This window comes from Streptomyces sp. NPDC058632, from assembly GCF_042717095.1.
GTDB lineage: Bacteria > Actinomycetota > Actinomycetes > Streptomycetales > Streptomycetaceae > Streptomyces.
This window is the reverse complement of the sequence record NZ_JBHXQZ010000117.1, coordinates 1-11265: the sequence shown is the minus strand read 5'-3', so window position 1 is coordinate 11265 and position 11265 is coordinate 1. Positions and strand designations below refer to the sequence as shown.

Sequence of the window (11265 nt, the reverse complement as noted above, 5' to 3'; positions counted from 1 at the left end):
GCTTATTCGGGCCCCGCCCGGGCCCCGCCCCGGGCGGCCTCCGCCGGTTGGGCGGGCGGCCGTCCCCGGGGGGGGGGCGGGGGGGGGGGGCCGGGCCCCCCCCCCCGCGCGCCCACGCCAGCGCCACCACGAAGAACATCAGTACGAGCGCACCGGCCATGATCCGGTTCCGGGTTTTCGGGTCCACGCCGTCGAGCCTAACCGGCCGGCCCGAGCGGGCAGCGCGCGACCACCTCGTAACGGGGCTGCTCCCCCGGTACGCCCGAGCTCGGCAGGTGGCTGCGCACCAGCGCCGCCTCGCCCACGGTCCAGGAACGGCTCCGGAACCCGGCGAGCGCCGCGAGGTACGGCCGTACGTCGACACCGGTCCGGCTGCGGGCCAGCGTCAGGTGGGCCTTGTAGCGGCGGTGCTCCTCCATCTCGACGCCCGCCTTCCGCCCCGCCGCCTCGGCGCGCTCGGCGAGCAGGCGCAGGGTCCGCAGGTCACCGTCCGCCCCGGCCCACACCGCCCTCCCGTGCCCGAAGTGGCCGCCACCGCTCAGCGCCAGCTCGAACGGTTCGGTCCGCGCCGCCGCCCGTTCCAGGCGCGCCGTCAGCCCGGGCACGAGATCGTCGTCGACCTCGCCGTAGAAGGCGAGCGTGAAGTGCCAGTCAGCGGCTCCGCCGCGGGGCCGGCCGGGACGGCCGGTCCAGCGCAGCCCCTCGGCGCCGGGCAGCCCTCGCAACGCCTCGACCTCGGCGGCGAGCTCACGGGACACGTCGTCGGGTGGCAGCAGGGCGGCGAAGAGTCTCATGCGTCCAGTCTCCCGGTGGAACGCGTGTACGCCCGCGCGTGTCCTGGTCACCGTGCGCATCGTTGTACCGCGCGGCCGCACTCGTCCGGAGCGCAGCCGGGGAGGAGCGCCACGATGACCGTCCTCGCAGACAGGATCGGGATGGCCGAAAGCACCGGCGACCTCACGCTCGACACGATGTTCGAGTGACTGGAGAAGATGCCCGTCCCCGAGGGATACAGGACCGAGATCGTCGGGGGGCACATCTTCATGGCGCCGCAGCGGAACACCCGCTGGGACATCATCCTGGACATCATTGAGCAACTGCGCGCCAAGTACCCGCGCAAGCACGTCAAATCCGGCATCCGCATGGACTGCCCGGGGCGCCTCAACGGGTTCGCGTCCGACGTGGTGGCCCTCGCGGACGGCGCCAGGCAGGGCGTCAGGGGCCGCTGGCGTCACGGGGACGTCGAGTTCATCGCCGAGGTGATCTCCAAGGACACCGCGAGCAACGACTACGGCCCGAGGAAGGATGCCTACGCCGCCGCCGGCGTACCGGTGTACCTGATCGTGGACCCGTACACCGGCGAGTGGCACCTGCACCTGCACCTGCAGCCGAAGGACGGGAAGTACCACGTCGACGTCACCTTCGGCTTCGGCTTCGGCTTCGGCTTCGGCTTCGGCTTCGGCTTCGGCGAGGAGATCGACCTGACCCGGACGGCCGTCGGTCCCGTCCTCAGGACCGACGACTTCCCCCGCGACTGACCGCCCCTCCCGGCCGCGCCGTCATCCCACCGGCGTCAGCGCCTCCTGCCGTTCCCGCGGCACGAACCGCATCCGGGGATGCCCGCCGTGCCAGCCGACCGCCAGGCGGAGGTTGCCGACGCGGGCCAGGATCAGGCCGATCACGGCGGCGGCGAGGGCCGCGATCGCACCGCCCACCGCGAGACCGGCGCGGGCGCCGTGGGTGTCGGTGATCCAGCCGACGATCGGGGCGCCGACGGGTGCGCCGCCGAGGAAGACCATCATGTACAGGGCCATGACGCGACCGCGTACGGCCGGGTCGGTGGCCATCTGGATGCTGGTGTTGGTGGTGACGTTGACCGTCATCGCGACCAGGCCGATCGGGACCATGAGCAGGGCGAACAGCCACAGGGAGGGTGCCCCGGCGGCGACGATCTCGAGTCCGCCGAAGGCCAGCGCGGCCAGGATCAGCAGCCGCAGACGGGCCGTGCCGCGTCGGGCGGCGAGCAGGGCGCCGGTCACCGAGCCGACCGCCATCAGCGTGTTGAACAGGCTGTACGCGCCCGCGCCGCCGTCGAACACGTCGTCGGCGAAGGCCGAGAGGTAGACGGGGAAGTTGAAGGAGAAGGTGCCGATGAACCCCACCAGGACGATCGGCCAGAGCAGCTCGGGCCGGCCCGCGACATAGCGCAGCCCCTCCCGCAGCTGCCCCTTGCCGCGCGGGGACGGCGTGACGGCGTGCAGTTCGCGGGCCCGCATCATCAGCAGGCCGGCGATCGGCGCGACGAAGGACACGCCGTTGAGGAAGAACGCCCAGCCCGTGCCGACGCCGGTGATCAGCACGCCCGCGACGGCGGGGCCGACCAGCCGGGCGGACTGGAAGTTCGCGGAGTTCAGGCTGACCGCGTTCTGCAGCTGGCCGGGGCCGACGAGTTCCGCGACGAAGGACTGGCGGGCGGGGTTGTCGACCACCGTGGCCAGACCGGTGACGAAGGCGGCGACGTAGACGTGCCAGATCTGGACGTGGCCGGTGAGTGTGAGGGCGGCCAGGGCCAGCGAGGTGAGGGCCATCGCGGACTGGGTGAACAGGAGTGTGGGGCGTTTGCGCAGCCGGTCGACGAGGACGCCGCCGTACAGGCCGAACAGCAGCATCGGCAGGAACTGCAGGGCCGTGGTGATGCCGACGGCGGCCGAGGAGCCGGTGAGGGTGAGCACCAGCCAGTCCTGGGCGATGCGCTGCATCCAGGTGCCGGTGTTGGAGACGACCTGACCGGCGAAGAACAGGCGGTAGTTCCTGACTTTCAGCGAGGAGAACATCCCTGCCCTGCGGGGCTCGTCTCCTGCGAGGCCGGTGTGGGTGTGGGTAGCGGTGCCGGGTTCGGTGTCGCGGGTGGTCCGGTCGTCGTCGTGGTCCGGTGCGGGGGCGGAGTCTGCTCCGGGTCCCGTACTCAAGGTTCACCTCCTGGTGGCAGCTGCCGTTGCTTCGTACCTCGTGCCTCGTGCCGCGCCGGTGCCTCGCCGCGCGCTCCGGTCACCGCGTACCTCGCACGCCTAGAGGTGCGCGAGCTTCTCCAGGACAGGGGCGGCGGCGCGGAGCTTCACCCACTCGTCCTCGTCGAGTTCCTCGGCCAGGGTGGCCAGGAAGACGTTCCGCCTGCGGCGGCTCTCGTCCAGCATCGCCTCGGCCTGTTCGGTCTGCGTGACCACCTTCTGGCGCCGGTCGTCGGGGTGCGGCTCCAGCCGGACCAGGCCCTTGCCCTCCAGCAGCGCCACGATGCGGGTCATCGAGGGCGGCTGGACGTGTTCCTTGCGGGCGAGCTCGCCCGGGGTGGCCCGGCCGCACCGGGCCAGGGTGCCCAGCACCGACATCTCGGTGGGGCTGAGCGACTCGTCGACGCGCTGGTGCTTGAGCCGACGGGACAGTCGCATCACGGCGGATCGAAGGGCGTTCACGGCGGCTACGTCGTCGCCATGGCTGAGGTCCGGCATGTTCTTTAGCGTAACTCATTACTCTCGCTAAAGGACCCTTCGGGACGCACTCGGATTTCGGGACGCACTCGGGTTCCGCCGGCATCCGTGACATCGGCCACCCGCATGCCGGAGCCGCGAGGCGAACCGCGAGACCGAATTACTCACTCGAATCACTCGTACGGGTGACTCTGGCGTGGAAGCGCGCACACCGGGCCGGGATGTGCGGCAACGCTCATGCCATGGGGACCGACGTACTCAGCCTGCGCATGGACCACGAGCTGCTCGAGCGGCTCCGGCAGCATGCCGCCAGACGCGGAATGAGCGTCCAGGACTATGTCGTCCGGACGCTCATGCGCGATGACTTCGACCAGCGGTTCCAGACCGCCGTCGAGGAGACGGAGAAGTTCTACGACGTCATCTGAACCGCGCCCCTTCTCCCACGGAACCGGCTCAGGTCAGGCCCAGCGCCGGCATCAGGTAGTAGAAGGCGAAGACCGCCGACACCACGTACATCGCCGTCGGCACCCCCTTGCCGCGCCCGGCCGCCAGGCGCAGCACCACGAAGGTGATGAAGCCCATGCCGATGCCGTTGGTGATCGAGTAGGTGAACGGCATCATCACCATGGTCACGAAGGCCGGGATGGCGATGGTGTGGTCCGCCCAGTCGATCTCCCTGATGGAGCCCGCCAGGATCAGGAAGCCGACCGCGAGCAGCGCCGGGGTCGCCGCCTGCGACGGGACCATGGTGGCGACGGGCGTGAGGAACAGCGCGACGGCGAAGAGCGCACCGGTCACGACGTTGGCGAAGCCGGTGCGCGCGCCCTCGCCGACACCGGCCGTGGACTCCACGAAGGCGGTGGTGGCGGAAGCGCTGCCGGCGCCGCCCGCGGCGACCGCGACACCGTCGATGAAGAGGACCTTGTTGATGCCGGGCATCTGGCCCTCGGCGTCGGTCAGCCTGGCCTCGTCGGAGACGCCCATGATCGTGCCCATGGCGTCGAAGAAGCACGACAGCAGCACGGTGAAGACGAACAGGACGCCGGTCAGTACGCCGACCTGCTCGAATCCGCCGAACAGGCTGACCTCGCCGATCAGGCCGAAGTCGGGGGCGGCGACCGGGTTGCCGGGCCAGGCCGGGCTCGTCAGGCCCCAGGAGGGGACGTCGGCCACGGCTTCGATGATCATCGCGAGAACGGTCATCACGACGATCGAGATGAGGATCGCGCCCGGCACCTTGCGCATGATCAGCGCGAGGGTGAGCAGCGCGCCGAGGATGAAGACGAGAACCGGCCAGCCGGTGAGGTGGCCGCCGGTGCCGAGCTGCATCGGCACGGTGGTGTTCGCCGCGTCCGGCATGCGGGAGACGAAACCGGAGTCGACGAGACCGATCATCATGATGAACAGGCCGATACCGATGGCGATGGCCTTGCGCAGACCGTACGGGACGGCGTTCATCACGCGCTCGCGCAGACCGGTGGCGACCAGCAGCATGACGACGAAACCGGCCAGCACGACCATGCCCATGGCGTCCGGCCAGGACATCCGGGGGGCGAGCTGGAGCGCGACGACCGAGTTCACGCCGAGGCCGGCGGCCAGCGCGATCGGCACGTTGCCGATGACGCCCATGAGCAGCGTGGTGAACGCCGCCGTCAGGGCGGTCGCGGTGACCAGCTGACCGTTGTCGAGCTGGTTGCCGTACAGGTCCGTCGAGCTGCCCAGGATGATCGGGTTCAGCACGATGATGTAGGCCATCGCGAAGAAGGTGGCGAATCCGCCGCGGATCTCGCGGGGCAGGGAGCTGCCCCGCTCGGAGATCCTGAAGTAGCGGTCGAGTGCGCCGTGGCCGGACCCCGGCTGGTCGGGCATCGGAGCCTTGGCGGGGGCCGACGTGGACATGCGGAAACCTCATCGCCGGCGGGCTCCCCCAAGCCCTTTGGCGTTTTCTACGAACAGAAGTGGCCAGAGACAAACGGATTCAGTATGAACATATAACGACGTCCCCGCTATCTCCGCGCGTAGACCGATTCGGGTGGCGTGGCGCGGACGCGGCGGACGTCACACCCCGCGCTCCTCGTAAGCTGTCCGCATGGCCGCTTTCCTCTCGGGTCTCTCCGACATCGTCAAGGGGACCCCCAAGCACGAGGCGCCGGAGCCCTTTGAGGGCCCCGTGGTCGCCACCGTCGTCGGCGGCACGATCATCTGGTTCGCCCTTTTCCTGGTGCAGCTGCCGTTCTACGGCTGGTTCGACGACCACGGCCACACCTGGTGGCTGTGGACCTGCCTGGCCGGCGGCGGCCTCGGCTTCATCGGCATCTGGCACGTCCGCCGGCGGGAGACCGCGGTCAAGCGCGCGCGGGCCGGACAGGCCGTCGGGAGTGCGGACGTCCCGGAGGCCGAACCGCTCCGCGGGCCCTCCCCCGCCTCTCCCGCCTCCCCCGCCTCCTCGACCGACTGACGTCGCCGCCGGTCGGCCGACCGGCCGGCCGACCGGCCGCAACTCCCGTACGACCACGGCGCCACGGCCGTCCTCCCCCGGTCGGATCTTCCGCACAACCGGTGGGTGGGGCCGCGCCCGCGCACGTACCGTCGTCCGCATGACGCATCTCGACGCGGACCCGCAGTCCGGTGCCTCGCACCCCGGCACCCGCACGTCACCGGTGACCGGCCTGACCTCCGCGGAGGTGGCGGAGCGGGTGGCCCTCGGGCAGGTCAACGACGTGCCCGTGCGCAGCAGCCGGTCGCTGACCGGGATCGTCCGCGCGAACGTCCTCACCCGGTTCAACGCGATCATCGGCGTCCTCTGGGTGATCATGCTGGGCGTCGCGCCCCTCCAGGACAGCCTGTTCGGCTTCGTGATCCTCGCCAACACCGGGATCGGCATCATCCAGGAGTGGCGGGCGAAGAAGACCCTGGACTCCCTGGCCGTGATCGGCGAGGCGCGGCCGACGGTGCGCCGGGACGGGGCGAGCGCCGGGATCGGGACCTCGCAGATCGTGCTGGACGACCTGATCGAGATCGGTCCGGGCGACAAGATCGTCGTCGACGGGGTGTGTGCGGAGGCGGACGCGCTGGAGATCGACGAGTCGCTGCTCACCGGCGAGGCCGACCCCGTGGTCAAGCGGCCGGGGGACCAGGTCATGTCCGGCAGCTTCGTGGTCGCGGGCGGCGGCGCCTTCCAGGCGACGAGGGTGGGGCGCGAGGCGTACGCGGCGCAGCTCGCCGAGGAGGCGTCCCGGTTCACGCTGGTCCACTCCGAGCTGCGCTCGGGCATCTCCACGATCCTCAAGTACGTGACGTGGATGATGATCCCGACCGCGACCGGGCTGATCATCAGCCAGCTGTTCGTCAAGGACGACGAGTTGAGGAACTCCATCGCCCGCACGGTCGGCGGGATCGTGCCGATGGTCCCGGAAGGGCTGGTGCTCCTCACCTCGGTGGCCTTCGCGATCGGGGTCGTCCGGCTGGGCCGCAAGCAGTGCCTGGTGCAGGAACTGCCCGCCATCGAAGGGCTGGCCCGCGTCGACACGGTCTGCCTGGACAAGACCGGCACCCTCACCGAGGGCGGCATGGACGTCACGGGGCTGCACCTGCTCGACGACGGCGGCGCCCCGGAAAGCGGCAGCCGCAGCGACAGCGACGAGGCGTACGTGCGGAAGGTGCTCGGCGCCCTCGGCGTCTCCGATCCGCGGCCGAACGCCTCGCTCCGGGCGATCGCCGACGCCTACCCCGACGCCGGTGACTGGCGGCGCACCGACGCCCTTCCCTTCTCCTCCGCCCGCAAGTACAGCGGCGCCGCCTTCACCGAGGGCGACGGGACCGCGTCCGTCTGGCTGCTCGGCGCACCCGACGTCCTGCTCGACGCCGGCGACCCGGCCCTGGCCCGCACGGGGCGGCTGAACGAGCAGGGCCTGCGGGTGCTGCTCCTCGCCCGCGGCGAGCGCGGCCTGGACGACCCCGAGGCCGCCGTCGGGGTCCGCCCCACCGCGCTGGTGGTGCTGGAGCAGCGGCTGCGGCCGGACGCGGCGGACACACTGGCGTACTTCGCCGAGCAGGACGTCGACGCCAAGGTCGTCTCGGGCGACAACGCGGTGTCGGTCGGCGCGGTCGCCGGGAAGCTCGGGCTGGCGGGGACGGTCGTCGACGCGCGCGGGCTGCCCGCCGGCCGGGACGCGATGGCCGGGGCGCTCGACGAGGGCACGGTGTTCGGGCGGGTCACCCCGCAGCAGAAGCGGGACATGGTGGGCGCGCTCCAGTCCCGCGGGCACACGGTCGCGATGACCGGGGACGGGGTGAACGACGTGCTGGCCCTGAAGGACGCCGACATCGGGGTGGCGATGGGCTCCGGTTCGGAGGCCACGCGGGCGGTCGCGCAGATCGTGCTGCTCGACAACAGTTTCGCCACGCTGCCGTCGGTGGTGGCGGAGGGGCGGCGGGTGATCGGCAACATCACCCGGGTCGCGACGCTGTTCCTGGTGAAGACCGTCTACTCGGTGCTGCTCGCGGTGCTGGTGGTGTGCTCGCAGGTGGAGTACCCGTTCCTGCCGCGCCACCTGACGCTGCTGTCCACGCTCACCATCGGCGTCCCGGCGTTCTTCCTGGCCCTGGCCCCGAACAAGGAGCGGGCGCGGCCGAACTTCGTACGGCGGGTCATGCGGTACGCGATCCCGGGCGGCGCGCTGGCCGCGCTGGCGACGTTCACCACGTATCTGATCGCCCGCCGCCACTACAGCGGCGAGGGGGCACTGGACGCGGAGACGAGCGCGGCGACGCTGACGCTGTTCCTGATCTCGCTCTGGGTGCTGGCGATCGTCGCCCGCCCGTACACGTGGTGGCGGATCGCCCTGGTGGCGACGATGGGTGCCGGATTCCTGCTGGTGCTGGTCGTGCCGTGGCTCCAGGAGTTCTTCGCGCTGAAGCTGGTCGGGATGACGATGCCGTGGGTCGCGGTCGGCATCGCGGCGGTGGCGGCGGCCACCCTGGAGTTCCTGTGGAAGTGGGTGGACCACCGCTTTCCCGCCTAGGGCTCGGCTTTGCGAGGGGCGCCGGGGCGTGTTGCCCGTGGGTCCCGTGGAAACGGGTCGCGCCCACGCGGCGGAGCCGCATGCCGGTACGGCCCCGCGCCCCTGGGGGCGCGGGGAATCGGCGTTGTGGGACGACCGTGCGACCGGCCGGTCGGGGCCTTGCTTCACGTCGACGAAGTGTCGAGGGCCGGGGCGCCGCCCTTCCAGGTGCCGGCGTCGGAGTTGATCAGCTCTCCGTAGGCCGGGTGGACGTCGATCCTGCCCGAGCAGTCGGCGGTGGTCGACGAGGCCGCGGTGCAGGTCGCCGCGTAGTCGCCGAGCAGGAGGTCGACCGGGGCGTCGCAGGAACCCTTGCAGAGGAAGGGGCCCTGGTGGACGCCGGAATTCATGGGTACGTCACCCGACGGCTCGTCGTCACACCCGGGACCCGAGTGACCATGGAGTCTGTTGACTCGCGTGATCAGATACGGAACAGCGACGAATGGTTGTACGGGAAGTGAAGAACATGTGCGGGACATTCGAAGATCGGCATCCTGGCCGGCGCGCCCTCGTCCTCCTGCCCCACCCGCGCTCCACGACCAGAAGGCGGACGGGCACGGTGACTCCCCGATGATCCTGCGCAAGAACAAGTCCGGGGACGCCCAGTCCCGGTCGCGGAGAAGCGAACTGGCGGCCCAGCTGTCCACCCCGGTGCGCACCTTCATGGCGACCGAGGCGGGCAGCGCGGGCCTGCTCCTGGCCGCTGTGGCAGTGGCCCTGGTCTGGGCGAACTCGCCCTGGTCGGAGGCGTACACCTCCCTCTGGCACACCGATCTGTCGCTCTCCCTCGGTGACGCCCGTCTGTCGATGGACCTGGGGCACTGGGTCAACGACGGGCTGATGGCCCTGTTCTTCTTCGTCATCGGCCTGGAGGTCCGCTACGAGGTCTCCGTGGGCGAGCTGAACAGCCGCCGCAAACTCATGATCCCGGGCCTCGCCGGAATCGGCGGCATGATCGTTCCCGTCCTGCTGTATCTGGCGATCGCGCCCGGGGGCGACGCCGCCACGGGCTGGGGTGTGGTCATCGGCACCGACACGGCGTTCATGCTGGGCGCGCTCGCCGTGGTGGGCCCGCGCTTCGTCACGCAGCTGCGCGTCTTCCTGCTGGCCATCACCGTCATCGACGACATCGTGGCCGTCACCGTGATCGGCGTGGTCTACTCCGGCAGCATCAGCGTGCCGCCACTGGTCGTCGCGCTGGTCCTGGGTGTGGTGCTGTCCGCGCTGACCCGCTTCAGCGTCTGGCGGGCCGCTCCGTACGTCCTGGTCGTCCTGGTGATGTGGCTCGCCACCCTCCAGGCCGGCCTGCACGCCTCCATCGCCGGCATGCTCGGCGGTCTCCTGATCCCCGCCACGAACCCGTCGCGCGAGGGGGTGGAGCAGGCCGCGCGGCTCTTCCGCGCCTTCCGCCAGTCCCCTCTCGCGGGGGTGGGCAAGACGGCACGCAAAGGGCTCCAGCAGGCCGTCTCCGTCAACGAACGGCTCCAGACGGTGCTCCACCCCTGGTCCAGCTACGTCATCGTCCCGGTGTTCGCGCTGGCCAACGCCGGTGTCGACCTGCGCGACGGCGTCCTGACCAACGCCCTGACCTCCTCCCTCACCTGGGCCGTGGTCGTGGGTCTCGTCGTCGGAAAACTGGTCGGCATCTGGGGCGGCGCCCGCCTCGGCACCCGGGTCGGCCTCGGACAGCTGCCGACCGGTGTGGGACAGGGCCATGTCCTGGGCGGCGGTGCCCTGTCCGGGATCGGCTTCACCGTCTCCCTGCTGATCGTCGGGCTCGCCTTCGACGACCCGGTGGTGCGCGCCGAGGCGACGGTCGGCGTGCTGCTGGCGGCCGTGTTCGCCACCGCCGCCGGCTGGCTCGTGTTCCACCTGGCCGCCGTCCTGCGCGGCCAGACCGATGCGGACCTGCCCCGCTACCTGGACCGGCCGGTCGACCCGGAGACGGACCACATCTACGGGCCCCCCGGGGCGCCGCTCACCCTCGTCGAGTACGGCGACTTCGAGTGCCCCTTCTGCGCCCGGGCCACCGGTGTCACCCAGGAACTGCGGCAACGGTTCGGCGACCGGTTCCGCTACGTCTTCCGGCACCTGCCGCTGCCCGACGTGCACCCGCACTCCGAACTCGCCGCGCGGGCGGCCGTCGCCGCCGACGCGCAGGGACGCTTCTGGGACATGCACAACCTGCTCTTCGAACACCAGGACGAGCTGGAGTACGAGGACGCCGCCGGCTACGCCGCCGAGCTCGGGCTCGACGTCGAGAGGTTCCTCCGCGATCTCGACGACGAGTGGACCGCCGCCAAGGTACGGGCGGACGCCGCCAGCGCCGAGGCCAGCGGTGCCCGCGGGGCGCCGACGTTCTTCATCGGCAACCGCCGGCACACCGGCCCGTACGACGCGGAGACGCTCGCCCGCGAGCTGGAGGCGTACGCGGCGGAGCCCGGCGCTCAGACACCCACGAAGTAAACCGACGGGCCCGTGCCCGGCGAGGCCGTGCGGAGGAACCCGCCCGGCGGGCCCATACGGAGGACCCCGCCGGGCGGACCCGTCCGGGGAACCCGCCCGGCGGACCCATGCGGAGGAACCCGCCCGGGAAGCCCGCCCGGCGAACCCGCCCGGCGAACCCATGCGGAGGAACCCGCCCGGGAAGCCCGCCCGGCGAACCCGCCCGGCGAACCCATGCGGAGGAACCCGCCCGGGAAGCCCGCCCGGCGAAC

The 11265-nt window shown here is 71.3% G+C and carries 10 protein-coding genes; 5 read left to right on the top strand and 5 right to left on the bottom strand.

Annotation, left to right across the window (positions count from 1 at the left end; genetic code table 11):
- Window positions 1-197: 197 nt before the first annotated feature.
- Window positions 198-794, bottom strand: a complete 597-nt coding sequence (gene thpR / locus ACFWVE_RS31120) for an RNA 2',3'-cyclic phosphodiesterase (protein ID WP_384021266.1) — start codon at window positions 792-794, stop codon at window positions 198-200.
- A 198-nt stretch (window positions 795-992) separates the two neighbouring features.
- Between thpR and ACFWVE_RS31115 the strand changes: the two genes are divergently transcribed.
- Complete coding sequence (locus ACFWVE_RS31115) at window positions 993-1538, top strand: Uma2 family endonuclease (protein WP_384021263.1); 546 nt, start codon at window positions 993-995, stop codon at window positions 1536-1538.
- A 21-nt stretch (window positions 1539-1559) separates the two neighbouring features.
- Here the strand turns inward: ACFWVE_RS31115 and ACFWVE_RS31110 are convergent, their stop codons facing one another.
- Both ACFWVE_RS31110 and ACFWVE_RS31105 read right to left on the bottom strand, forming a co-directional pair.
- Window positions 1560-2969 (bottom strand): MFS transporter, encoded by a 1410-nt coding sequence (locus tag ACFWVE_RS31110; RefSeq protein ID WP_384021260.1) that lies wholly within the window; start codon window positions 2967-2969, stop codon window positions 1560-1562.
- Window positions 2970-3068: 99 nt separating this feature from the next.
- Entirely contained in the window at window positions 3069-3506 is a 438-nt protein-coding gene (locus ACFWVE_RS31105; RefSeq protein WP_384021257.1) for a MarR family winged helix-turn-helix transcriptional regulator, read from the bottom strand.
- 221 nt (window positions 3507-3727) lie between these two features.
- Here ACFWVE_RS31105 and ACFWVE_RS31100 point away from each other — a divergent pair, with 221 nt between their 5' ends.
- A complete protein-coding gene (locus ACFWVE_RS31100) occupies window positions 3728-3910 on the top strand; it encodes a ribbon-helix-helix protein, CopG family (RefSeq protein WP_384021254.1) in 183 nt (60 codons plus the stop codon).
- Between the two features lie 28 nt (window positions 3911-3938).
- Here the strand turns inward: ACFWVE_RS31100 and ACFWVE_RS31095 are convergent, their stop codons facing one another.
- On the bottom strand, window positions 3939-5384 hold the full coding sequence (locus ACFWVE_RS31095; RefSeq protein WP_384021251.1) for an NCS2 family permease: 1446 nt from the start codon (window positions 5382-5384) through the stop codon (window positions 3939-3941).
- 220 nt (window positions 5385-5604) lie between these two features.
- Here ACFWVE_RS31095 and ACFWVE_RS31090 point away from each other — a divergent pair, with 220 nt between their 5' ends.
- Both ACFWVE_RS31090 and ACFWVE_RS31085 read left to right on the top strand, forming a co-directional pair.
- Window positions 5605-5943, top strand: a complete 339-nt coding sequence (locus ACFWVE_RS31090) for a DUF2530 domain-containing protein (protein ID WP_384021301.1) — start codon at window positions 5605-5607, stop codon at window positions 5941-5943.
- 139 nt (window positions 5944-6082) lie between these two features.
- Window positions 6083-8509: an HAD-IC family P-type ATPase gene (locus tag ACFWVE_RS31085; protein ID WP_384021248.1), complete on the top strand. Its 2427-nt coding sequence runs from the start codon at window positions 6083-6085 to the stop codon at window positions 8507-8509.
- Window positions 8510-8673: 164 nt separating this feature from the next.
- Here the strand turns inward: ACFWVE_RS31085 and ACFWVE_RS31080 are convergent, their stop codons facing one another.
- The gene (locus tag ACFWVE_RS31080) at window positions 8674-8898 is read right to left on the bottom strand and encodes a hypothetical protein (protein WP_384021245.1); all 225 of its coding nucleotides are present in this window, start codon (window positions 8896-8898) and stop codon (window positions 8674-8676) included.
- A gap of 220 nt (window positions 8899-9118) precedes the next feature.
- Here ACFWVE_RS31080 and nhaA point away from each other — a divergent pair, with 220 nt between their 5' ends.
- Window positions 9119-11014: a Na+/H+ antiporter NhaA gene (gene nhaA / locus ACFWVE_RS31075; protein ID WP_384021241.1), complete on the top strand. Its 1896-nt coding sequence runs from the start codon at window positions 9119-9121 to the stop codon at window positions 11012-11014.
- Window positions 11015-11265: the final 251 nt, after the last annotated feature.

Coding starts and splice junctions, on each gene's coding strand:
- thpR (WP_384021266.1), bottom strand. CDS start 794: ATGAGACTCTTCGCCGCCCTGCTGCCACCCGACGACGTGTCCCGTGAG.
- ACFWVE_RS31085 (WP_384021248.1), top strand. CDS start 6,083: ATGACGCATCTCGACGCGGACCCGCAGTCCGGTGCCTCGCACCCCGGC.
- ACFWVE_RS31105 (WP_384021257.1), bottom strand. CDS start 3,506: ATGCCGGACCTCAGCCATGGCGACGACGTAGCCGCCGTGAACGCCCTT.
- ACFWVE_RS31095 (WP_384021251.1), bottom strand. CDS start 5,384: ATGTCCACGTCGGCCCCCGCCAAGGCTCCGATGCCCGACCAGCCGGGG.
- ACFWVE_RS31100 (WP_384021254.1), top strand. CDS start 3,728: ATGGGGACCGACGTACTCAGCCTGCGCATGGACCACGAGCTGCTCGAG.
- ACFWVE_RS31115 (WP_384021263.1), top strand. CDS start 993: ATGCCCGTCCCCGAGGGATACAGGACCGAGATCGTCGGGGGGCACATC.
- ACFWVE_RS31080 (WP_384021245.1), bottom strand. CDS start 8,898: ATGAATTCCGGCGTCCACCAGGGCCCCTTCCTCTGCAAGGGTTCCTGC.
- nhaA (WP_384021241.1), top strand. CDS start 9,119: ATGATCCTGCGCAAGAACAAGTCCGGGGACGCCCAGTCCCGGTCGCGG.